At 73.2% G+C, this 22,867-nt stretch carries 20 protein-coding genes; 13 read left to right on the top strand and 7 right to left on the bottom strand.

What is annotated here, in order from left to right; translation table 11 throughout:
* Positions 1-53 precede the first annotated feature (53 nt).
* The 4 genes from ACWCPN_RS05025 (at position 54) to ACWCPN_RS05010 (ending at position 3,648) form a co-directional block, all read left to right on the top strand.
* Entirely contained in the window at positions 54-1,337 is a 1,284-nt protein-coding gene (locus tag ACWCPN_RS05025) for an adenylosuccinate synthase (protein ID WP_199211354.1), read from the top strand.
* Positions 1,338-1,534: 197 nt separating this feature from the next.
* The gene (locus ACWCPN_RS05020) at positions 1,535-2,500 is read left to right on the top strand and encodes a helix-turn-helix domain-containing protein (protein ID WP_451202474.1); all 966 of its coding nucleotides are present in this window, start codon (positions 1,535-1,537) and stop codon (positions 2,498-2,500) included.
* Positions 2,493-2,642 carry a hypothetical protein gene (locus ACWCPN_RS05015; RefSeq protein ID WP_451202473.1) on the top strand — a complete coding sequence of 50 codons (150 nt, stop codon included), beginning with the start codon at positions 2,493-2,495 and terminating at the stop codon, positions 2,640-2,642. Before ACWCPN_RS05020 ends, ACWCPN_RS05015 begins: the two co-directional genes overlap by 8 nt.
* A 31-nt stretch (positions 2,643-2,673) precedes the next feature.
* Positions 2,674-3,648, top strand: a complete 975-nt coding sequence (locus ACWCPN_RS05010; RefSeq protein WP_451202471.1) for a peptidoglycan-binding protein — start codon at positions 2,674-2,676, stop codon at positions 3,646-3,648.
* Between the two features lie 91 nt (positions 3,649-3,739).
* Here the strand turns inward: ACWCPN_RS05010 and ACWCPN_RS05005 are convergent, their stop codons facing one another.
* From ACWCPN_RS05005 to ACWCPN_RS04995, 3 genes are all read right to left on the bottom strand, one after another.
* Entirely contained in the window at positions 3,740-4,390 is a 651-nt protein-coding gene (locus ACWCPN_RS05005) for a hypothetical protein (RefSeq protein WP_365121467.1), read from the bottom strand.
* Between the two features lie 140 nt (positions 4,391-4,530).
* The gene (locus tag ACWCPN_RS05000) at positions 4,531-5,223 is read right to left on the bottom strand and encodes a GntR family transcriptional regulator (protein WP_451202470.1); all 693 of its coding nucleotides are present in this window, start codon (positions 5,221-5,223) and stop codon (positions 4,531-4,533) included.
* A 111-nt stretch (positions 5,224-5,334) separates the two neighbouring features.
* Entirely contained in the window at positions 5,335-6,690 is a 1,356-nt protein-coding gene (locus ACWCPN_RS04995) for an aminotransferase class III-fold pyridoxal phosphate-dependent enzyme (RefSeq protein ID WP_451202469.1), read from the bottom strand.
* Between the two features lie 226 nt (positions 6,691-6,916).
* On the opposite strand from ACWCPN_RS04995, the gene ACWCPN_RS04990 reads away from it, so the two are divergent.
* A complete protein-coding gene (locus ACWCPN_RS04990) occupies positions 6,917-9,184 on the top strand; it encodes a serine/threonine-protein kinase (protein ID WP_451202467.1) in 2,268 nt (755 codons plus the stop codon).
* Positions 9,185-9,283: 99 nt separating this feature from the next.
* Here the strand turns inward: ACWCPN_RS04990 and ACWCPN_RS04985 are convergent, their stop codons facing one another.
* Positions 9,284-10,033 carry an SLATT domain-containing protein gene (locus tag ACWCPN_RS04985; protein ID WP_365121456.1) on the bottom strand — a complete coding sequence of 250 codons (750 nt, stop codon included), beginning with the start codon at positions 10,031-10,033 and terminating at the stop codon, positions 9,284-9,286.
* Between the two features lie 274 nt (positions 10,034-10,307).
* Here ACWCPN_RS04985 and ACWCPN_RS04980 point away from each other — a divergent pair, with 274 nt between their 5' ends.
* The 7 genes from ACWCPN_RS04980 to ACWCPN_RS04950 all read left to right on the top strand — a co-directional run bounded on the left by ACWCPN_RS04980 (position 10,308) and on the right by ACWCPN_RS04950 (position 16,806).
* On the top strand, positions 10,308-10,652 hold the full coding sequence (locus ACWCPN_RS04980; RefSeq protein ID WP_451202466.1) for a YbaB/EbfC family nucleoid-associated protein: 345 nt from the start codon (positions 10,308-10,310) through the stop codon (positions 10,650-10,652).
* 111 nt (positions 10,653-10,763) lie between these two features.
* On the top strand, positions 10,764-11,363 hold the full coding sequence (gene recR, locus ACWCPN_RS04975) for a recombination mediator RecR (RefSeq protein ID WP_199211360.1): 600 nt from the start codon (positions 10,764-10,766) through the stop codon (positions 11,361-11,363).
* Positions 11,356-12,018 (top strand): DUF5063 domain-containing protein, encoded by a 663-nt coding sequence (locus ACWCPN_RS04970; RefSeq protein ID WP_451202465.1) that lies wholly within the window; start codon positions 11,356-11,358, stop codon positions 12,016-12,018. Before recR ends, ACWCPN_RS04970 begins: the two co-directional genes overlap by 8 nt.
* Before the next feature lie 178 nt (positions 12,019-12,196).
* Complete coding sequence (locus ACWCPN_RS04965; protein WP_199211362.1) at positions 12,197-13,489, top strand: aspartate kinase; 1,293 nt, start codon at positions 12,197-12,199, stop codon at positions 13,487-13,489.
* Positions 13,486-14,559: an aspartate-semialdehyde dehydrogenase gene (locus tag ACWCPN_RS04960; protein ID WP_365121452.1), complete on the top strand. Its 1,074-nt coding sequence runs from the start codon at positions 13,486-13,488 to the stop codon at positions 14,557-14,559. Before ACWCPN_RS04965 ends, ACWCPN_RS04960 begins: the two co-directional genes overlap by 4 nt.
* Before the next feature lie 319 nt (positions 14,560-14,878).
* A complete protein-coding gene (locus ACWCPN_RS04955) occupies positions 14,879-15,574 on the top strand; it encodes a SigE family RNA polymerase sigma factor (RefSeq protein WP_199211364.1) in 696 nt (231 codons plus the stop codon).
* Positions 15,571-16,806 carry a hypothetical protein gene (locus ACWCPN_RS04950; protein WP_451202462.1) on the top strand — a complete coding sequence of 412 codons (1,236 nt, stop codon included), beginning with the start codon at positions 15,571-15,573 and terminating at the stop codon, positions 16,804-16,806. Before ACWCPN_RS04955 ends, ACWCPN_RS04950 begins: the two co-directional genes overlap by 4 nt.
* 66 nt (positions 16,807-16,872) lie before the next feature.
* On the opposite strand, the gene ACWCPN_RS04945 is transcribed toward ACWCPN_RS04950, so the two are convergent.
* On the bottom strand, positions 16,873-17,709 hold the full coding sequence (locus ACWCPN_RS04945) for an SURF1 family protein (RefSeq protein WP_451202460.1): 837 nt from the start codon (positions 17,707-17,709) through the stop codon (positions 16,873-16,875).
* 182 nt (positions 17,710-17,891) lie between these two features.
* Between ACWCPN_RS04945 and ACWCPN_RS04940 the strand changes: the two genes are divergently transcribed.
* The gene (locus ACWCPN_RS04940) at positions 17,892-19,712 is read left to right on the top strand and encodes a prolyl oligopeptidase family serine peptidase (RefSeq protein WP_451202459.1); all 1,821 of its coding nucleotides are present in this window, start codon (positions 17,892-17,894) and stop codon (positions 19,710-19,712) included.
* A gap of 182 nt (positions 19,713-19,894) precedes the next feature.
* On the opposite strand, the gene ACWCPN_RS04935 is transcribed toward ACWCPN_RS04940, so the two are convergent.
* Both ACWCPN_RS04935 and ACWCPN_RS04930 read right to left on the bottom strand, forming a co-directional pair.
* The gene (locus ACWCPN_RS04935) at positions 19,895-21,745 is read right to left on the bottom strand and encodes an NAD-binding protein (protein ID WP_451203016.1); all 1,851 of its coding nucleotides are present in this window, start codon (positions 21,743-21,745) and stop codon (positions 19,895-19,897) included.
* 104 nt (positions 21,746-21,849) lie between these two features.
* Complete coding sequence (locus ACWCPN_RS04930; protein WP_451202457.1) at positions 21,850-22,812, bottom strand: SCO2400 family protein; 963 nt, start codon at positions 22,810-22,812, stop codon at positions 21,850-21,852.
* Between the last annotated feature and the right edge of the window lie 55 nt (positions 22,813-22,867).

The following is a 22,867-nucleotide window of genomic DNA, read 5'->3' as shown; positions in this document are numbered from 1 at the left end:
TACGCCCACGCCCCCGACCATGGACATGCCCCGCCCGGAAGGGGTGTACGCGCGTGCCCGCACTTGTGCTGCTCGGTGCTCAGTGGGGTGACGAAGGCAAGGGGAAGGCGACCGACCTGCTCGGTGGCTCGGTGGACTATGTAGTGCGATACCAGGGCGGCAACAACGCCGGCCACACGGTCGTCGTGGGCGACCAGAAGTATGCACTCCACCTCCTCCCTTCCGGAATCCTCTCGCCCGGCTGTACGCCGGTCATCGGTAACGGTGTCGTCGTCGACCCGTCGGTCCTGCTCTCCGAGCTGAGCGGTCTGAACGAGCGTGGCGTCGACACGTCCAAGCTCCTGATCAGCGGTAACGCGCACATCATCACGCCGTACAACGTGACCGTCGACAAGGTGACGGAACGCTTCCTCGGCAAGCGCAAGATCGGCACCACCGGCCGCGGCATCGGTCCGACCTACTCCGACAAGATCAACCGCGTCGGCATCCGGGTCCAGGACCTGTACGACGAGTCGATCCTGACCCAGAAGGTCGAGGCGGCGCTCGACGCCAAGAACCAGATCCTCACCAAGCTCTACAACCGCCGCGCGATCGCCGCGGGCCAGGTGGTCGAGGAGCTGCTGGGCTACGCCGAGCAGATCGAGCCGTACGTCGCCGACACCGTCCTGGTCCTCAACCAGGCGCTGGAGGACGACAAGGTGGTCCTCTTCGAGGGCGGCCAGGGCACGCTGCTGGACATCGACCACGGCACGTACCCGTTCGTCACCTCGTCGAACCCGACCGCGGGCGGTGCCTGCACGGGTGCCGGCGTCGGCCCGACGAAGATCAGCCGCGTGATCGGCATCCTCAAGGCCTACACGACCCGTGTCGGCGCCGGCCCGTTCCCGACGGAGCTCTTCGACGAGGACGGCGAGGCGCTGCGCCGCATCGGCGGCGAGCGGGGCGTGACCACCGGCCGCGACCGCCGCTGCGGCTGGTTCGACGCGGTCATCGCCCGCTACGCGACCCGGGTCAACGGCCTGACCGACTTCTTCCTCACCAAGCTGGACGTGCTCACCGGCTGGGAGGAGATCCCGGTCTGCGTGGCCTACGAGATCGACGGCAAGCGGGTCGAGGAGCTGCCCTACTCGCAGACCGACTTCCACCACGCGAAGCCGGTCTACGAGACCCTGCCGGGCTGGTCCGAGGACATCACCAAGGCGAAGTCCTTCTCCGACCTGCCGAAGAACGCCCAGAACTACGTCAAGGCGCTGGAGGAGATGTCCGGCGCCCCGATCTCCGCGATCGGCGTGGGCCCGGGCCGGACCGAGACGATCGAGATCAACTCGTTCCTGTAGCGGCCGCGGGCGGCACCGCCCGTGGAACCGTCGCGACCGCCCGCCGGCGGCACCCTTCGGGGTGCGGCCGGCGGGCGGTCCGCTTTCAGTGATCCCGAGCCCATTCCCGGGGTCCGCCGGTACGCCGCCGACGGCCCGGCGGACCCCGCTGGTACTGCTGCTCCTTGCGTATTCAACTGACCAAGGGGGACAGGAACATGGAGGCATGGGCTCGGGCCCTGGGCGGGCTGTGCGAAGGCCCGGGGCGGCCGCCCCGGGGCGTCGTACGGGATCTGGGCGACGTCCGGGTGGCATCCGTGGGCGGGGGCGCCGTCGCGGTGCGGGGGGACGGGCGCGAGCCAGGCTGGCATCTCCTGCTGGTGCGGCACGGGGACCTGGTGCTGGAGCAGGAGGGGCGGACGCTGCGGGCCGGGCCGGGCGGGAGCGTGCTGCTCGACTCGGCCCTGCCCTACCGGCTGCGGCTGGCCGGGGACTCGGCCGGCTTGGTCAGCGCCCACCTGGGAGGGCGGCCGAGGGCCCACGGCCGGCTGCGGACCCGGGAACTGGGCGCGCGGCCCGACCTGGCCGTGCTGGTGGCAGGTCTCCTCGCCGGGCTGGCGGGCGAGCGGGCGCCGCACCGCCCCGGCGACGAGCAGCGGCTCGGCGCCGTGGTGTCCGACCTGGTCGCGCTGCTGCTCGACGAGGAGGACCCCGGGGACTCGGCGCTGCTGCCGCGCATCCAGGCCTACATCGTGCGGCACCTGCCAGACGGCGGGCTCACCCCGGACCGGGTCGCCGCCGCGCACCACATCTCCACCCGCTACCTGCACCGGCTCTTCCAGCGGCAGGGCCTCACCGTCGCGTCCTGGATCAGGACGCAGCGCCTGGAGCGGTGCCGGCGCGACCTGCACGACCCCGGACTGAGCCGTCTGCCCGTCCATGTCATCGGCGCGCGCTGGGGTTTCGCCCAGGCGGCCGACTTCAGCCGGGCGTTCCGGGCCGCGTACGGGACCACGCCGACGTGCTTCCGCGCGGGTGTGCACGGGGCCCGTGGGCGTTGCGTGCCAAGGGACTGTGCGCGCAGCGCCAACGACGTCCGCGTACCGGCACAGCAGACTCGTGGACAGGACGAGGCACGGAGGATCGTGTCCGTCCCCGTACACATGGGGGAGCTGTATGCCTGAGAACGTGGACCACCCGCCCGTCGAACCGCGCGGGGGCGCGGGGCTGTTCGACGTCGACCCGGACCAGTCCGGCGTGAGCCAGGACCCGAACGTCGTCGTCATGGGCGACATCGACGCCCTGCCCGAGAACGGGGCGGTGTGACATGGGGTCCGTAGCGGGGATGCTCGCGCAGATGCGCGCACTGCTGGGCACGGCGGAGTACCCGCCCGGCTCGAACCACAACAAGGTCACCGAGTGGTACGGCTTCAACGACGCCTGGTGCGACATGACCGTCAGCTACGCCGCCGCCCACTCGGACAACCTGAGCGCGGTCGGCGGCGGCAAGAAGTTCGCGTACACGGTCGCCCACGCGAGCTGGTTCCAGTCGGTCGGCCGCTGGCACTACGGCATCGGCGGCATCACCGCCGGTGACATCGTCTTCTTCGACTGGAGCGGCGCCCGGTCGATCGGCGCGATCGACCACGTGGGCGTCGTCGAGGCGGTGCACTCCAACGGCACCATCACCACCATCGAGGGCAACACCAGCGACCAGTGCATGCGGCGGCTGCGCAACGCCGCCACCATCGTCGGCTACGGCCGCCCCGGCTACGGCGACGCCGACCCGCTGCCGGCCTCGGACGGCATCCTGCGCAAGGGCTCCACGGGGCCCGCGGTGAAGACGCTCCAGCAGAACCTCAACACCGTCATGGGCGCGGGGCTGGACGTCGACGGCGACTTCGGGCCGGCCACCGACAAGGCGGTGCGCGCCTTCCAGACGAAGTACGGCCTGGAGTCCGACGGCGAGTACGGCCCGGCCTCGGCGGCGATGATGGCCTCCGCCCTGAAGGGCGGCACCAGGCCCCAGCCGCCCGCCCCGCGGCCGCCGTCCTCGGGGAAGCTCTCGGTCGACGGGCAGTTCGGGCCGGCGACGTGCGCCGCGATGCAGCGCGCGCTCAACCAGCACGGGGCGAAGCTGTCCGTGGACGGCGCCTTCGGGCCGCAGACCAAGAAGGCGCTGCAGAGCTACCTGGGGGTGACCGCGGACGGAGCGGTCGGCCCGAACACCGTCAAGGCCCTGCAGAAGAAGGTCGGCTCCGGTGTCGACGGCGACTGGGGTCCGGACACCACCCGGCACCTCCAGCAGGCGCTGAACGCCGGCACCTTCTGACCCGGGGTACGCGCAGATCCGCGTGAGAGGGAGGGAGCCCCGTGCTCCCTCCGTCTCCGTGTGCCGGGGCCCGGCCTCCGGGCGTCCCGGCTCAGCTGAACACGATCATCGAGCCCTGGGCCAGGGACCGGGTCGCCGCCGCGTGCAGCCCGAGCCACACGTGCCGCTCCCGGGCGAACGGGCTGGGGTCGAACGGCGCGGGGACGGCCCGCTCCTCCAGCTCCGTGGGGGCGGCGGGGGGATCCGGCGCCGCCGGGGGGTTGGCCGGGTCGATGCCGATCGACGGGGCCACGTGCTCCAGTTCGCGCAGCAGGCTCTGCGAGGAACCCAAGGGGCCGCCTCCGGCCAGGAGTTCGTCGTTGGACAGCGGGTGCGGGAAGTCGACGGGGACGTACGCGCCCGCGTGGTCGTAGTGCCAGACCAGGTGGGACTGCTGGGCCGTCGACTCGAACATCTCCAGCAACTGCTCGTAGTCGCCGCCGAGTTCGTCCACCGGTGTCACCGGCAGCCCGCAGACCTGGAGCAGGTACGCCCGGCGCAGGAAGTGCAGCGCGTCGTAGTCGAATCCGGCCACCGGGGCGACCTCACCGGACAGGCCCGGCATGTACTGGTACACCGGCACCGGCGGGAGCCCGGCCGCGGCCAGCGCGTCGTTGTAGTGCGCGAGTTCCTCGGCGAACGGGTTGTCCGGGGTGTGGCACAACACGTCCACGAGCGGTACCAGCCACAGGTCACAGGCCAAAGAGAGCTCCTCGCATCGGCGGGCGCGCGTCTCGCGCACGGCAGCGGGTGGTCAGGGAAGGGTAGTCGGTACGGGGCCGGCACAGCCCCTGTCGTGCGGGTCCCATACCCAGAGCTCACCGTGGAGCCTCCGCGTCCGCCTCATTGCGGCGGCAGCCGTTCCAGCAGGGCCAGCGAGTGGGCGTTGGCGGCGGCGACGATCTCCTGGGCGGCTCCGGCCTCCCGGCGGGCCAGCGCGTCGACGAGTTCGGTGTGCCCGGCCCACAGCCGGCCGCGGACGTCCGGCAGCCGGCGCAGGTGCTGCACCGCGCACACCCAGGACTGCACGCGGAGCCGGTGCAGGAAGTCGGCGAGGTAGGGGTTGCCGAACAGTCCGCTCAGCTCGCGCCAGAAGCGCAGGTCGTAGCCGATCAGCACGCTGAGGTCGCCGGCCGCGGCGGCCCGCTGCGCCTCCTCGCCGCGCCGGCGCACGGCGGCGAGGGCCGCCACCGTCCGCGGGCTGTCCATGTCGGCGAAGGCCGGGTGGTCGACGGTCAGCGCCCGGAACATCCCGTCGGTGACCAGGCCGCGGGCCTCGAGCATGCTGCGGTAGTCGGTGAGGGAGTACTCGGGGACCCGGAAGCCCCGGTGCTGGTCGGCCTCCAGGATGCCCTGCGCGGACAGGTCGACCAGTGCCTCGCGGACCGGTGTCGCCGAGACGCCGTACTGCTCGGCGATCTCCTTGACGGTGAACGCCCGGCCCGGAGTGAGGCGGCCCGCCAGCACCTCGTCGCGCAGCGCGTCCGCGATCTGCTGGCGCAGGGTGCTGCGCGTCACGGAGCCGTTGCCGGGCATCGTCGGGGCCTCTCTTCACGCGTACGGGTGACGTACTCGCACGCACTCGTCATTCTTTACGAGCACGTCACCTTACGCGTTCGAATCGCCCCGGCGGCAGCCGTCAAGTGCCTACTCGGTGTACTCGTCGGCCGTGCTCAGCGCCGTGTCCAGGGCCGCCAGGCCCTCCTTCAGCTCGGCCTCCGTCACGTTGCACGGCGGCACCACGTGGGTGCGGTTCATGTTCACGAAGGGCCACAGGCCGTTCCGCTTGGCGGCGGCCGCGAAGGCGGCCATGGGGGCGTTCGCCTCGCCGGCCGCGTTGTACGGCACCAGCGGCTCGCGGGTCTCCCGGTTCTTCACCAGATCCAGCGCCCAGAACATGCCGGTGCCGCGGACCTCGCCCACGCTCGGGTGCCGCGCGGCCAGCTCGGCCAGGGCCGGTCCGACCACGCTCTCGCCGAGCCGCTTCGCGTTCTCGACGACGCCCTCCTCCGCCATCACGCCGATCGTGGCGACGGCGGCGGCGCAGGCCAGCGGATGTCCGGAGTAGGTGAGGCCACCCGGGTAGGGCCGCTTGCCGAAGGTCTCGGCGATCTCCGCGGAGATGGCGACGCCGCCGAGCGGTACGTAACCGGAGTTCACGCCCTTGGCGAAGGTCATCAGGTCCGGCACCACCCCGAACAGGTCGGCCGCGAACCACTCGCCGGTCCGCCCGAAACCGGCCATGACCTCGTCCAGCACGAAGACGATCCCGTACCTGTCGCACAGCTCGCGGACGCCGGCCAGGTAGCCGGGCGGCGGCAGCATGATCCCGGCGGTGCCCGGGACGGTCTCCAGGACGATCGCGGCGACCGTGCCCGGCCCCTCGAAGGCGATCGTCGTCTCCAGGTGCTCCAGGGCCCGCGCGGTCTCCTGCTCCTCGGTCTCCGCGTAGAAGCGGGAGCGGTACAGGAACGGCGCCCAGAAGTGGACGACACCGGCGCTGCCGCTGTCGGACGGCCAGCGGCGCGGGTCGCCGGTGATGTTCACCGCCTGCTGGGTGCCGCCGTGGTACGAGCGGTACGCCGAGAGCACCTTCGGGCGGCCCGTGTGCAGCCGGGCCATGCGCACCGCGTGCTCGACGGCGTCCGCGCCGCCGTTGGTGAAGAAGATCTTGTCCAGGTCGCCGGGGGTCCGCTCGGCGATCAGCCGGGCCGCCTCCGAGCGGGCCTCGATCGCGAAGGCGGGCGCGAAGGTCGTCATCCTCGCCGCCTGCTCCTGTATCGCGGCGACGACCTTGGGGTGCTGGTAGCCGATGTTGGTGTAGACGAGCCCGCTGGTGAAGTCCAGGTACCGCTTGCCGTCGTAGTCCCAGAAGTACGACCCCTCGGCGCCGGCCACGGCGAGCGGGTCGATGAGGTCCTGCGCGGACCAGGAGTGGAAGACGTGCGCGCGGTCCGCGGCCTTCACTGCGGCACCGGCTTCGGGATTGGGCTGAGGGGTCATGCGGCCGAGAGTAGAGGGCCCCGCCGCGGCCGCGACATCGGCGTCCTGTTCCCTGGCCGGGTGTTTTTCACGACATGTTGTCGACGTGCGCCGGGCGGGCGCCCCGCGCGGCAGGGGGCGCCCGGGCGGGCTGTTACCGAACCGTGGACGCACGCCCGCGCGGCTCCCGGCACGCCCGCACTATTCTCGGTCCGTTGCAGACCTATGGGGGGAAGGCGGCGCGCGGATGGACAAGCTGGGCCCGGGGGACCCGCGGCAGATCGGGGCGTACCGGCTGCTGGCGCGGCTGGGCGCGGGCGGCATGGGGCAGGTGTTCCTGGCGCGGTCGGACCGGGGCCGCACGGTCGCCGTGAAACTGATCCGCCGGGAACTGGCCGCCCAGGAGGAGTTCCGGGCCCGGTTCCGGCAGGAGGTGGGGTCCGCGCGGCGGGTCGGCGGGTACTGGACCGCGCCCGTGCTGGACGCGGACACCGAGGCGCCGGTGCCCTGGGTGGCCACCGGGTACGTCGCCGGGCCGAGCCTTCAGCAGGTCGTCGGGCACGATCACGGGGCGCTGCCCGAGCGATCGGTGCGCATCCTCGCGGCCGGGCTCGCGCACGCGCTGAAGGACATCCACGCCGCCGGGATCGTCCACCGCGACCTCAAGCCCTCGAACGTGCTGGTGACGATCGACGGGCCGCGCGTGATCGACTTCGGCATCGCGCGGGCGCTGGAGACGCTGGCCGGGGACGGCCTGACCCGGACCGGTTCACTGGTGGGGTCGCCCGGGTTCATGGCTCCGGAACAGGTGCGCGGGGACCGGGTCACGCCCGCCTGCGACGTCTTCTGCCTGGGCTCCGTGCTGGCCTACGCGGCGACCGGTGTGCTGCCCTTCGGCGGCGCGAACAGCGGGGTGCACGCCCTGATGTTCCGCATCGCCCAGGAGGAGCCGGACCTGGAGGGCATGCCCGAGGGCATCGCCGACCTGGTCCGCGACTGCCTGCGCAAGGACCCCGCCGCCCGCCCCTCGCTCGACCGCATCCTGGAGCGGACGGGCGCGGAGGACACGGTCTCCGGCGGCCGCTCCCGCGACCCCTGGCTCCCCGGCGCCCTGGTCGCCCAGCTCGGCCGCCACGCGGTACGCCTCCTGGAGGTGGAGGACCCCCAGTCGGGACCCGACACGGACACCCGGGACGCGGGCGGCGAAGTCGGGGCACACGGTCCTGCGGCGGGTGCGGGAGGTGCCGGTGCGGTGCCGGGTCCGGTGGCGGGCGCGGGGGCTTCGGCGTGGCCGGGTGGGCCTGCGGGTCCGGGTGCCTCGGCCCTCGGCGGCGTCGACGGGGCCCAGGGCTTTTCGGCGGGCGCGGGCGGGTCGGCGGGGCCGGCCGCCCCGGCGGACCGCGGTGCCCAGGCCGGTTCGGGCGCTCCGGCGGGCGAGGGTGCCAAGTCCGGTTCGGGCGTCCCGGCGGGCGACGGTGCCCAGGCGGGTCCGGGCGCGGGCGGTCCCGGTGGGGCTCAGGGCCCCGCGGCGGGCGCGGGCGCCTGGCCCGGCCCGGCCGCGCCCACGGTTCCGGTTGCCCCCGCGGGCCCTGGCGCCCAGCGAAACCCCGGCGACCAGGCGGCCCCCGGGGGACCGGTCGAGCACTCGCCCGTGGCCGATGACGCCCCGACGCCTCCGCCCCCGGGCGGGCCCGGCGGCGGAGGCGCGGCGGTCGGTCATCTGCCGACCCTGGTGGCCGGGCAGACCCCGCCGCCCGGGGCGCCCCCCGCCTACGGCTCGCCCGCGCCGTACGGCTACGGCTATCCGCAGCAGGCCCAGCAGCATCCGCAGCCCCCGTCCGCCGGCTACGGCTACCCGCAGCAGCCGTACACCCCGTACGGCGGGCCCGGTTCCACCCCGCCCTACGGTCCGCCGCCGTTCGGCGGGCAGCCGGAGCCGGAGCGCCCGGGCGGCCGCTCCACCGCGCTGCTCGTCGTGATCGCGCTGGTGGTGGCGCTGGGCGCGGGCGGCTCGGTGTACGCGCTGATGAAGCACGGCGGCGACACGGCCGGCGGCACGGTCGGACCCGCGCCGACCGGCACCAGGAGCGCCCCGCCGGTGACCTCCCCTGCTCCCACACCGTCGCCCTCCGCCCCGGCCTCCTCCGCGGCGGCGGACGGCGCCGTCCCCGCCGCGTACCTCGGCACCTGGGAGACCACCATCGACAACACGGGCGGCACCAACACCCGCAGGCTGACCATCGGACAGGGCGAGGTCGGCGACAAGATCCTCACCCTGGTCGCGGACGGCCCCGGCGAGGGTGGCGGCACGTACCACTGCGTCTTCGAGGCGACCCTCGCCGAACAGCCGGGTGACGGCGGCCCGTTGGAGATCGGACCGTCCACGGTCACCAGCGGCGAACCGATGTCGTCCTGTTCCCCGGGCGAGGCCACCGAGGTCACCCTGCTCCCGGACGGACGGCTGAAGCGCGCGAAGGCGGGTGGCGGGGAGAGTCTGACGTACACCAAGCAGTGAGCTGAAACCCCGCTCACGTCACAGCGGCCGTGCTCCGTACCCACGGCCGTGTTCCGTGCCGGACGCCGGAGGGCCCGCGGCCGTGCCGGTGACGTGCGGCTACCGGGGCTCCGGTGGCCGCTGACGGGGCATGTTCGGGCGGGCGCCGTTCGCGGGCGGCAGTGGGTGCCGGCCCGCCGGCGCCACCGACTCGGCGCGCATCCCGGACGTCAGCGCCGTCTGGATGCCGAGCGGCGCGGACCCCGTGCGGAACGCCACCATCCAGTCGGCGGTCTCCGTGCGCACCAGGTCCTGCACGTCCTCCGAGAAGCGCCGCAGCACCCCCAGGCACCGCTCGGCGGCCTCGCTCGCCGTGCCCTCGGCGGGGCCCAGCACCTCCCGGACGCTCTCCGAGGCCCAGTCGAACTGGAGCACCTGCAGCCTCCGCTGCACGGCCTGCGCGGTGGCCACGTCCCTTATCCACCCCGAGGTGACCCCGAAGAACCGGTCGGCGCCCACACAGGCCACCGCGAGCAGCAGCGCCAGATACCCCCAGGGCGCGACCCCGCCGACCACCCCGGTCATGTCCAGCAGGGGAAGCGCCGCCCCGAACACCGTCCCGGCCGCCGCGCCGGCCCGTAGCGCCCGCGCTCCCCGCCGCTTCCACACCCGGTCCTCGAGGTACCAGGCGGCCGTGTGCAGTGCCCCCCGCTCCACCCACCGGTACAGCTCGTCGAGGCGTTCGGCGGGTTCGCCCCAGTCCCCGAGCGGGAAGGTCCGCCCGGTCAGATCGCCCGGCCGCGGTCCGGCCGGACCTTCGCCCCGGCCGTCCTGGGGCGGACCCTCGGGCTGCATCCCTGGCTGACCCACCCGGCACTCCCTAATGAACACGACACCGAACACGGCACTGCGCACCCCCGTCACACCGTGTGACACCGGATGGCGACGCGCGGCCCCCTTCCTACCGCCCAATGGGTGGCACGGACGGAGCTTTGCCGGCTTTTCCGCCCGGAAGAGGGCCTTGATCAGGTATAGGGCCACCGCCGTAATCACTCGAAAGAGTGGCGCGGCGATGGCCGGGCGGACCACGTAGGCTCGTGCTCAGCGAACGACGACGCAGTGGACGAGGAACCAGGAGCTGATCGTGATTCCCGGTGGTGGCCAGCCCAACATGCAGCAGTTGCTCCAGCAGGCCCAGAAGATGCGGCAGGACCTCCAGCAGGCGCAGGAGGAACTGGCGAACACGGAGGTCGACGGTCAGGCCGGCGGCGGTCTGGTGCGGGCCACCGTCACGGGTTCCGGCGAGCTGCGGGCGCTGAAGATCGACCCGAAGGCGGTGGACCCCGAGGACACCGAGACCCTCGCGGACCTGGTCGTGGCGGCCGTGCAGGCGGCCAACGAGAACGCGCAGGCGCTGCAGCAGCAGAAGCTGGGCCCGCTGGCGCAGGGCCTCGGCGGCGGCAGCGGGATCCCGGGTCTGCCCTTCTGATCCGCCGGCCGTTCCGGTGCCCGCCACCTGAGGGAAACCCCCTCCGCCTTCCAAGGACAGGCGGCAGCCGACTACCGTACGTACCGAAAGGTCTCCAGGAAGGGCAGTCCGTTGTACGAAGGCGTGGTCCAGGACCTCATCGACGAGCTGGGGCGGCTGCCCGGCGTCGGTCCCAAGAGCGCGCAGCGGATCGCCTTCCACATCCTGCAGGCGGAGCCGGCCGACGTGAAGCGGCTCGCGCAGGCGCTCCTGGAGGTCAAGGCGAAGGTCCGCTTCTGCGCGACCTGCGGCAACGTGGCGCAGGAGGAGCTGTGCAACATCTGCCGCGACCCGCGCCGCGACCCGTCCGTCATCTGTGTGGTGGAGGAGCCGAAGGACGTCGTCGCGATCGAGCGCACCCGTGAGTTCCGCGGCCGCTACCACGTCCTGGGCGGCGCGATCAGCCCGATCGAGGGTGTGGGCCCCGACGACCTGCGCATCAGGGAACTCCTGGCCCGGCTGGCGGACGGCACGGTCACCGAGCTGATCCTCGCCACCGACCCGAATCTCGAAGGCGAGGCGACGGCCACGTACCTCGCCCGCATGATCAAACCCATGGGCCTGAAGGTCACCCGCCTGGCCAGCGGCCTCCCGGTGGGCGGCGACCTGGAATACGCGGACGAGGTCACTCTCGGCCGCGCCTTCGAGGGGAGACGACTCCTAGATGTCTGACGCCACGCTGCACGACTCGACGCGGAACCCGGACGACTTCTCGGTCCAGATCGCGGACCAGGTCGAAAGCTTCCTGGTCGCCGTCACGGAGGTGGCGAGGGGGGACGAGCCCGGCTCGACCGTTCCCTTCCTCCTCCTGGAGATCTCCCAGCTCCTGCTGGCCGGCGGCCGTCTCGGCGCCCACGAGGACATCGTTCCCGAGGAGCGCTACGAGCCCGACCTCGGCCCCGAGGGGGACGTGGACGAGCTCCGCGAGAACCTGGCCCGGCTGCTGGACCCCGTCGACGTCTACTCCGAGGTCTTCGACCCCTACGAGCCGCGCAAGGCCTCGGTGCCGGCCCGGATCTCCGACGACATCGCCGACATCATCACCGACCTCCGCCACGGCATGGCCCACTACCGCTCGGGCCGCACCACGGAGGCCCTGTGGTGGTGGCAGTTCTCCTACTTCTCCAACTGGGGCCCCACCGCCTCCGCCGTGCTGCGCGCCCTCCAGTCCGTCCTCATCCACGTCCGCCTCAACCAGCCCCTGGAGGAGCTGGACGGTCTCGACACCGACCAGGGCATGGGTGACGAGACCCTCGAGTTCGAGGCTGGCCGGGTCATGGCCGAGGAGATCGGCGGCCCTCTCGGCATGAGCCGCCCGGCCCAGTAGCCGCATCCCCGTCCGGCGGCCGCGTCACTGTGACGCGGGGCACGTTGCGCGTGCTCCGCTCCCGGCTGGGCAGGTGCCGGTTGCGGGCGTCCGGTGTCTCACCATGCGGGAGCAGGGGGGCGGAAAACGGACGCTCGGTAAACTGAGCCGACACAAACGAACCGAGCGAGGAGCGCACGTGGGCCTTGTCGTGCAGAAGTACGGAGGCTCCTCCGTAGCCGATGCCGAGGGCATCAAGCGCGTCGCCAAGCGGATCGTGGAAGCGAAGAAGAACGGCAACCAGGTGGTTGTCGTCGTTTCCGCGATGGGCGACACGACGGACGAGCTGATCGATCTCGCCGAGCAGGTTTCACCCATGCCTGCCGGCCGGGAGTTCGACATGCTGCTGACCGCCGGTGAGCGCATCTCCATGGCGCTGCTGGCCATGGCGATCAAGAACCTGGGACACGAGGCCCAGTCGTTCACCGGAAGCCAGGCAGGCGTCATCACCGACTCGGTCCACAACAAAGCCCGGATCATCGACGTCACGCCGGGGCGTATCCGCACCGCGCTCGACGAGGGCAACATCGCCATCGTCGCCGGGTTCCAGGGCGTCAGCCAGGACAAGAAGGACATCACCACGCTCGGCCGCGGCGGGTCCGACACCACGGCGGTGGCCCTGGCGGCCGCCCTCGACGCCGAGGTGTGCGAGATCTACACCGACGTCGACGGCGTGTTCACCGCCGACCCGCGCGTGGTGAAGAAGGCGAAGAAGATCGACTGGATCTCCTTCGAGGACATGCTGGAGCTCGCGGCCTCAGGTTCCAAGGTGCTGCTCCACCGCTGCGTGGAGTACGCCCGCCGCTACAACATCCCGATCCACGTCCGCTCCTCGTTCAGCGGGCTGCCGGGCACGTGGGTCAGCAGCGAGCCAGTCGCGCAGAAGACACAGCAGCAAGGGGAAAAGAAGGTGGAGCAGGCCATCATCTCGGGCGTCGCGCACGACACCTCCGAGGCCAAGATCACGGTCGTCGGCGTCCCGGACAAGCCGGGCGAGGCCGCCGCGATCTTCCGGACCATCGCGGACGCCCAGATCAACATCGACATGGTCGTGCAGAACGTGTCCGCGGCCTCCACCGGGCTGACGGACATCTCCTTCACCCTGCCGAAGACCGAGGGCCGCAAGGCCATCGACGCCCTGGAGCGCAACAAGGGCGGCATCGGGTTCGACTCCCTGCGCTACGACGACCAGATCGGCAAGATCTCCCTGGTCGGCGCGGGCATGAAGACCAACCCGGGCGTCACCGCCTCGTTCTTCGAGGCGCTGAGCGACGCGGGCGTGAACATCGAGCTGATCTCGACCTCCGAGATCCGGATCTCGGTCGTCACCCGCAAGGACGACGTGCCGGAGGCCGTCCGCGCCGTGCACACCGCCTTCGGGCTCGACTCCGACACCGACGAGGCCGTCGTCTACGGGGGCACCGGCCGATGACCGGCAAGCCGACGCTCGCGGTCGTGGGAGCGACCGGAGCCGTCGGCGCGGTCATGCTCCAGATCCTGTCCCAGCGCGCGGACGTCTGGGGCGAGATCCGTCTGATCGCCTCCCCGCGCTCGGCCGGCCGCAAGCTGGCCGTGCGCGGGGCGGAGGTCGAGGTGACGGCCCTGACGGAGGACGCCTTCGACGGGGTCGACGTGGCGATGTTCGACGTGCCCGACGAGGTCGCCGCCGAGTGGGCGCCGATCGCCGCCGCGCGCGGCGCGGTCGTCGTCGACAACTCCGGCGCCTTCCGGATGGACCCCGACGTCCCGCTCGTCGTGCCCGAGGTCAACGCGCACGCGGTGCGCAACCGGCCGCGCGGCATCGTCGCCAACCCCAACTGCACCACGCTGTCGATGATCGTCGCCCTGGGCGCGCTGAACGCCGAGTTCGGGCTGCGCGAGCTGGTGGTGTCGTCGTACCAGGCGGTGAGCGGCGCCGGACGGGCCGGCGTGGACGCCCTGCGGGCCCAGCTGTCCCTGGTCGCCGGGACCGAGCTGGGCACCAAGCCCGGCGACGTACGGCGGGCCGTCGGGGACGACACCGGTCCCTTCCCGGAGCCGGTCGCGCTCAACGTGGTCCCCTGGGCGGGGTCGCTGCGGGAGGACGGCTGGTCGTCGGAGGAGATGAAGGTGCGGGACGAGTCCCGCAAGATCCTCGGGCTGCCCGCACTGCCGGTCGCCGTCACCTGCGTACGGGTACCGGTGATCACCACGCACTCCCTCACGGTCCACGCCCGGTTCCAGGGCGAGGTGACCGTCGACGGCGCCCGCGAGATCCTCGCCACCGCGCCCGGTGTCGTGCTGTACGACGACCCGGCCGCCGGCGAGTTCCCCACGCCCGCCGACGTGGTGGGCACCGATCCCACCTGGGTGGGGCGGGTCCGGCGCGCGCTGGACGATCCGACCGCGCTGGAGCTCTTCGTGTGCGGGGACAACCTGCGCAAGGGCGCCGCGCTGAACACCGCGCAGATCGCCGAGTTGCTGGCGGCGGAGATCGCCGCGGGGACTGTCGCCCGCGGCTAGAACGTTTGTAGTATCCATATAAGGAATGTGGCCGGGAGCATGGTCCAAACCACTTGCTCCGCGCTCCCCGGCGACAGAGGATTTTCCTCCCCGTCCCCCGCAACCGTGCGGAGGGCGGGGAGCGTCTTTGCAGTGACCCTTGCGAGGCGTGGGCGTGGGGATTCCGGCGTGGGGACGTCGGGTCCTGGTGGGGAGCGCCCGTTCGAATGGGACATAAAGGAAGAGCGGGGCGCATGACGGCTGTTGAGGAACCGTCGGTTGTCGCACATGTGACGTCCGGCACGTACAACCCTTCCGGGGGGAAGCGTGTCCAACTGTCGTGGCAGAGGTACTCGAACTCAGTGCGGCCCGCGGCGCCGCGGCGCTCCGACCGCCCCGTGCGGCGCTCCGGCCGCGTATGCCCGGCGGCATGCCGGTGATTGCGCCCATGCCCGCAGCGCGGCCCACCCGCATCCCCAGTCAGCGTGACGGCTCCGACGAGAACGCGGCCGCCGCCCCGGCCGCGGACACCGTGGCGGCCGGCACCACCGTCGACCACCTCACCGAGACCTACCGGGCGCACTACCGCTCGCTGCTCGGTCTCGCCGCGCTGCTCCTCGACGACACCGCCTCCTGTGAGGACGTCGTCCAGGAGGCCTTCATCCGCGTCCACTCGGCCCGCAAACGCGTCCGCGACCCCGAGAAGACCCTCGCCTACCTGAGGCAGACGGTCGTCAACCTGTCCCGCTCCGCCCTGCGCCGCCGCATCCTCGGCCTGAAGCTGCTCTCCAAGCCGATGCCGGACATGGCGAGCGCGGAGGAGGGCGCCTACGACCAGCTCGAGCGCCGCGACCTCATCAAGGCGATGAAGGGCCTGCAGCGCCGCCAGCGCGAGGTCCTGGTGCTGCGCTACTTCGCGGACATGACCGAGGCCCAGGTCGCCGAGACGCTCGGGATATCGCTGGGCTCGGTGAAGGCGTACGGCTCCCGGGGCATCGCCGCGCTGCGGGTGTCCATGGAGGCGGCGTCGGCATGAGCGAGCACACGGAGCACGGCGACGAGGGCGTCCCGCCCGAGGACCTCTCGTCCGAGAACCTCTCGCACGAGCGCCACGAACCCTACGCCTGGCACGAGCCGACGGAGGGTGACGGACAAGAGCAATCGCAATCGCACGCTGGGAACGGAACTGTGAACCACGGCCCCGAAGAAAAGGGCTCCCAGGAGCCCGCCAAGGGCCTCGACGCGCTCGACGGGCCAGGCCCGGACGAAGAGGTGCTGCGCGGTCTGCTGCACTCCGCGGTCGACGACATCGAACCCCGCACCGGCACCCTCGACCACCTGCGCCGGGCGGTACCGGCGCGCCGCGCCCGCAAGCGCCAGGCCGCCGTGGGCATGGCCGCCGCGGCCCTGTTCATCGGCACCGCCATCCCCGCCCTCGTCCACGTCTCGAACGCCGGCGGCACCGACCCCAACACCGCCATGGCGGGCCAGTCCTCCGAGGCGCAGGGCGGCTCCACCCAGGGAAAGGACCCGCAGCCCGGCACCGGCGGCACCGGCGGCTCCCGCGACCGCACCCCCGGGCAGGACAAGGGCGACGGCAGGCCCGGTGAGCGGGGGACGTCCGGCGGCGGCAACGGCTCCGGCGGCGTCGCCGACCCGTCCGCCCCGACGGCCTCGGACAGCGGACTGTGCACGGCGGCCCAGCTGAGCTCCGTCACCGGCGGCGCCGACGCCCCGGACTCGACGGGCGTCGTCTACGGCACCTTCCGCGTCACCAACACCTCGGGCACCGCCTGCACCGTGACCGGCGGCGTCGTGGTCAGTGCCACGGCGCAGGGTGCGGCGGACCAGGCCAAGATCGGTGTCGTCCGGCATGTGGCGGGGGACGCGGCGGCGGCGCTGCCCGACCCCTCGCTCGAGGTCGCCAAGCTGGTCCTGCAGCCGGGCGGGGCCTACGAGGAACGGTTCGCCTTCGTTCCCTCCGAGACCTGCCCCACGAGCGGCGGCTCGCCCACCACCGGCGGCTCCACCGGCGGGGGAGAACCCTCGCCCGACCCGTCGCCCTCGCAGGACGCGAGCGCCGGCGGCGGCACGGACACCGGCGGCACCTCGGGCACCACCACCCAGCTCGTCACCGAGGAGGGCACGGCCGACGGCAGCGTCCTCGTCGGCTACACCGGTGAGACGGGCTCCCCGTCGGCGTCCGCGACGGTGGCCAACGCGTGCGCGGGCACCGTGTACTACACCGGGGTGCTGGCGGCGTCGTAGCCCCCGGGCGCCGGACGGGCTCACGTCGGCGGGCGGCGGCCGGGAGGCGGGCCGCCCGCGGCGCCCTCAGACGGCGGTGGGAGCGGAGGACTTCCCCTGCTCCTCGCCCTCGCCTTCCCGCTCCTGCTCCTGCTCCTGCTCCTGTTCCGGCACCAGACCGAGCGCCGCGTCCCGCTGGAACTCCACCTCGCGGCGCAGCAGCCGGAACCACATGAAGACCACGAAACCCGCGAAGACGAACCACTCCCCGGTGTAGCCGAGGTTCTGGAAGGCCTTCAGGTCGAGACCGGTGCCGTCGGGCGCGGTCGCGGGCACGGCCCTCATCCCCGCGTCGGCCCGGTCGAGGGTGACCCAGGCGTCGTACAGGCGGTCCGGCACCAGGTTGACCAGCGTGGCCGAGCTGATCGCCGCCGTCTGCCCGGCGGGCAGCCCGCCCTGGGCGCCGGCGCCGTTGTTCCCCGGCGTCTCGGAGGCCTGCAGCGCACCGGTCACGGTGACCTCGCCGCCCGGCGCGGCCGGCGCCTTCGCCGCGTCCGCCGCACCCGGCAGCCAGCCGCGCACGACGGGCAGGGACCGGCCGGATCCGGTGCGCAGCAGCGTCAGCACGTAGAAGCCGCTCCTGCCGTCCAGCTCCCGGCCGGGCACCAGGAGCTGCTTGCCGTACCGGCCGCTCGCGGTGACCCGCCGTCCGGAGGTGCGCTTGTCGACGGGCAGCATCGAGTCCAGGGGCCTGGCCGTCTCCTGCCGGTCCGACGCGGCCTGCCCGGCCGCGGCGCGATGGTCCTGCACCCGCCCCTCGAACCGGCTCAGCTGCCAGGACCCCATGAAGACGCAGAACGGGATGGCGAGCAGCACGAAGACGTTGATGCCCCACCAGCGGGGAGTCAGCAGAAACCGGTACACGCCCACAACGGTACGGCGCCGGTGCGACCGGCCCGTGCCGGGGTCGGCCACCCGTGCGCCCGGAGCCGTGTACGCACTTGTGCACGTATGTGTGTGCGGGCCGCGTGGGCAGGATCGGGAAGTTGTCCACAGGCTGGGGGCACCGTCGGCGGATTGTCGGTCGGACCAGGCACTATGGGCGCATGACTGGGGCGATGAGTGAGAGCAGGACGCCGGACACACCGGACATGCCGGACTGGGAGAAGCGCTTCCGTGCGCCGCGGGTCTCGCTGCCCGACTGGGCCGAGGACGCGCCGGACCGCTCCCTGTTCGTGTCGAACGCGACGGGCACGTACGAGCTGTATGCCTGGGACCGGGCGACGGGCGGGCAGCGGCAGGCCACGAACCGGCCGAACGGCACGACGGACGGCGTGCTCGCCCCGGACGGGGCGTGGATCTGGTGGTTCGACGACAAGGACGGCGACGAGTTCGGCGTCTGGCGCCGCCAGCCGTTCACGGGCGGCGCGGACGAGACGGCCGTCCCCGGCCTCGAACCCTCCTACCCGGCCGGTCTGGCCCTGGCCCGCGACGGCCGCACGGCGGTGGTCGGCCGCTCCACGGACGACGAGGGCACGACCGTCCACCTCGCCCGCGAGGGCGAGGCCACCGTGGAGATCTACCGCCACCGCGAGTCCGCCGGCGTCGGCGACCTCTCCCACGACGGCACCCTGATTGTCATCGAGCACACCGAGCACGGCGACGCCATGCACGCGGCCCTGCGCGTGCTGCGCCCGGACGGCACGACGGTCGCCGAGCTGGACGACACCAAGGGCGGCACCGAGGAGCTGGGCCTCGAGGTGCTGGGCTTCGCCCCCGTGGACGGCGACACCCGGCTGCTCATCGGCCACCAGCGCCGGGGCCGCTGGGAGCCCCTGGTGTGGGACGTGGCGGCGGGGACGGAGACGGACCTCGCCCTCGACCTGCCCGGCGACGTGAGCGCCGAGTGGTACCCGGACGGCACCGCCCTGCTCGTCGTCCACAGCTACGAGGCCCGCAGCGAGCTGTTCCGCTACGACCTGGCTGCCGGCGAATTGACCCGCATCCCCACCCCGCCCGGCACGGTCTCCGCGGCCACGGCCCGGCCCGACGGCAGCGTGGAGTTCCTGTGGTCGTCGGCCGCCGAGCCGCCCGCGGTGCGCTCCACCTCCGGCGGCGTCGTCCTGGACCCGCCCGGCATGAAGTGCCCGCCGTCGGTGCCGGTGGAGGACGCGTGGGTGGAGGGCCCCGGCGGCCGCATCCACGCCCTGATCCAGAAGCCCGCCGGCGCGACCGGCCCGCTCCCCACCGTCTTCGACCTGCACGGCGGCCCGACCTGGCACGACAGCGACGCCTTCGCCGCGGGCCCGGCCGCCTGGGTGGACCAGGGGTACGCGGTGATCCGCGTCAACTACCGGGGCTCCACCGGCTACGGCCGCGCCTGGACGGACGCCCTGAAGCACCGGGTCGGCCTGATCGAGCTGGAGGACGTGGCCGCCGTGCGCGACTGGGCGGTCTCCTCCGGCCTCGCCGACCCCGACCGCCTGGTCCTCACCGGCGGCTCCTGGGGCGGCTACCTCACCCTCCTGGGCCTCGGCACCCAGCCGGAGGCGTGGGCAGTGGGCATCGCCGTGGTTCCGGTCGCGGACTACGTCACGGCGTACCACGACGAGATGGAAGCCCTGAAGGCCATGGACCGCACCCTGCTGGGCGGCACCCCGGAGGAGGTCCCGGACCGCTTCGAGGCGTCCTCCTCGCTGACCTACGTCGACCAGGTGAAGGCCCCGGTGTACATCTCGGCGGGCGTCAACGACCCCCGCTGCCCCATCCGCCAGATCGACAACTACGTCCAGCGCCTCCAGGCCCGCGACGCCGTGCACGAGGTCTACCGCTACGACGCGGGCCACGGCTCCCTGGTGGTCGACGAACGCATCAAGCAGGTGACCCTGGAAATGTCCTACGCCAACGCCCATCTGAACAACGCCTAGCGGCGCACTCCCGGGCCCTGCTCAACCGGCCGACGGCCCACCCACCCGCCCACCCACCCGCTTCAGTTGAAGCAGGGGGGGCTTCCCCACCGGGGCCAGGCCCAGGCCCTGCTCAACCGGCCGAGACGGGTGGGTGTGGTGGGCGAGGAACGGGGCTCCAGGGGGCGGAGCCCCCTGGGCGCTCACCCCAACTCCGCCAGCCCCCGGCGAGTAGCGGCAACGACAACCCGGTCATCCGCCCGCAACACGTACTCGCCGCCCACATCCCCCCGCCCCTCCACCGCCAGCACCCGCCACGCCCCGCCCCGGAACGCCGCCCCCACAGCCCGCCCCTCCAACTCCGCGTGCCCGCCCACCGACACGGACGCGAACAGCAGCACCCTCCGCTCCACCGGCAGCGCCCCCAGCACCTGCCGCCCCAGCATCGCCCCCGCGAACGCGGGCGCCGACAGGTGCGACACGCTCCGGCTCCGCGTCGGCGCCCCGGGATGCGCGGCCCGCAGCGTCCGGTACACCGCCGTGGCGAAGTCGTCGTCGTACAGCCGCAGCACCACCCGCAGATCGGGCCGCACCGACCGGGCGTACAGCGCGGCCTCCAGGTTGGTCGTGTCCGCGCTGGTCACCGCGAGCAGCGCGTAGGCGCGGTGGATCTTGGCGGACTCCAGCACCCCTTCCTGCGTCACGTCCCCCAGCACCACCGGCACCCGCAGCCGCCGGGCCGTCGCCAGCCCCCGCGCCTCCGGATCGGCCTCGACGCAGACCACCGGGACGTTCAGTTCCCGCAGCCGGGTCAGCACCCGCGTACCGATCTTCCCCAGTCCCAGCAGCACCACATGCCCGCCCAGCCCGCGCGGCGGCTTCCGCAGTGCCGAGGCGCTCCGGAAGGTGCCCAGCGCTTCGAGCACGGCCGCCAGCAGCACCGGCAGCAGCAGCAACCCGACGAGCCCCGAGAGGAGTTGCAGCACCTGCCGCCCGAGCGACTCCCCGATCGCGGGATCGTCGATGGCGAACAGGTCCAGCAGCGTCAGGTAGAAGGCCGGCAGGGCACCGATGTCGGTGACCACCCACAGCGCGACGGCGAGCGCGACCACGCACGCCACCAGTCCGGCCAGCGACCACCGCAGCCGCCGCGAGAAGAGGGAGGCGAGCGGCGGTACGACCCCGGCCCCCACCCCGCCACCGCGTCCCGCCGCGTCCGGCACGGCCCCGCCGACCGCCGACACCTGCTCCAGCACCAGGGCGGACCGCCCACGGGCGAGCCGCACCTCGTCGTCGTCGGGCAGCAACCGGGGCTCCTGCTCACCACCGTGGCCGTTCCCGTCGGCCCGGCCCGTTCCCACGGGCCCGCCACCGTTCGCGGAGAGCAGCGCCAGCGTGCACAGCCCCCGGTCCGGGAGCTGCCCGTCCCGGGCCGGCGGCAGTTCGACGGACCGCAGCAGCAGTCCGCCCGCCTGTACGACCTTGGTGGTGCCGGCGACGGCGGCCGCGGCCAGTGCGGGCGCGGCCGTGTCGGCGTCGGACAGCACGGTCGTGGAGGCGTCCGGCCCGCCGTCGGCCCCCTCGCCGGAGGCCAGAGTCGCGGCCTGGTCGAGGAGTTCCTCGATGTGCTGGCCCAGCCTCCGGTTGTACAGGCGCAGGACGAGCCGGAGACGGGGGTTGAGCCGGCGGGCGGTCAGCGCGGCCCGGATGTTGGTCTCGTCGTCGTCGTACACGAGCGCCAGCGCGGCGGCCCGCTCCACCCCGGCCTCGGCGAGCACGGCCTCGGTGACGTCCACGGCTTCCAGCACCCGTACGCCGTCGGCGCCTTGCGCACTTCCGCCGGCCACGACGGACCCGCCGCTGCCGGCCCGTCCGACAGCGGCGCTGACCATCCGGTCGAGCAGCGCGGCCGAGGCGGCACGCGCCCGCCCGACCACCGGGGGCCGGGCCAGGCGCTCGTTCGGCGGCACGACGAGGGTGACCTGCTCGCCGTGGAAGGTGCGCAACTCGGCGGTCAGCCGGTGTGCGAGAGCGTCGTCACCGCACACCACCATCGTCGCCGTCCCGGCGCCGGGCCCACCTTGATTCGGAACGCTCGCCACGAGGGAGAAGACTGCCGCACACCGATAGGTGGTTCCAGCAACCGGATGAACTCGGCTCAGCCGAGGCACACCACGAGCAGGCAGAGCTGGGAGGGCGAGGTGGCCGCCGGGGAGGGGCTCGTCGGCGACGTCCCCGAGCCGGTGCTCCCGCCGTTCGTGGGCGTCGAGGTGGACGGCGTCTGCGCCGTGGAACCGGTGCTGCCGGAAGCGGACCCGGAGCCGCTCCCGGACCCGGACTCGGCCCCGGAACCCGCAGCGGAACCAGAACCAGAACCAGAACCGGACCCGGAGCCGGAGCCGGAACCGGACACCGAGCCGACCGTCTGCCGCACGGCATGGGTCACCGCCGGAAGCGGCGAGGCGGCGGCGTCCGGACCGCTCGGCGCGGTGGCCGACGTCGAGGCGGCCATGGTGTGCCGGTCCTGCCCGGCGGACGCGGAGCGACGGGTGTCGGCGTGGGCCGGGGCCGCCGCGGTGTGCGCGGGGTGCGTGGCCCGGTGACGGCCGGTGGGCGGGGCCACGTCGGGCCGGGCCTCGGCGGAGGTCTGCCGCTCGGCGACGCCCATGCTGTGGTTGTCGGCTGCCGAGGCCGCCTGGGCCCGGTCGCCGGACTGCCGGTCCATGGTGGCCAGCGTGAGCCCGCCGCCGACGATCGCGAACGCGGTCGCGACCGCCGCCCGGCGCTTGTTCTTCTTCCAGCGCACGAGCTGCCGGCGCCGGGCCGCCCGACCCTGCGACGCGGCGGGACGCACCGCCACCTCGCCGGACGGCTGGAACCGGGGCGCCCCGGCCGCACCGGCCGGCACGGGCTCTTCGGCGGCCTCGGCGGAGTCGTCGTACCAGTCACCGGTGCCGAACGCGTCGAACGGACGCGTCTCCGCCCGTGTCGTCGGTATGCCGGACGCGGCGCCGGGCGTGCTCACCGCCACCGGCGGCGCGATGTCGGGGGCGTAGGCGCCGCACCCGGGGCACACCAGGGCGCCGTTGAGATGCCGACGGCACGAGGAGCAGTAGTCCATTTACGGTCTTCCTGAGTCGGCGGCGCCTGCGGCCACGGCCGGGGCCAGTTCACGT

It is taken from the genome of Streptomyces sp. NPDC002386 (assembly GCF_053593175.1).
This window is presented reverse-complemented; position numbering and strand designations above follow the sequence as displayed.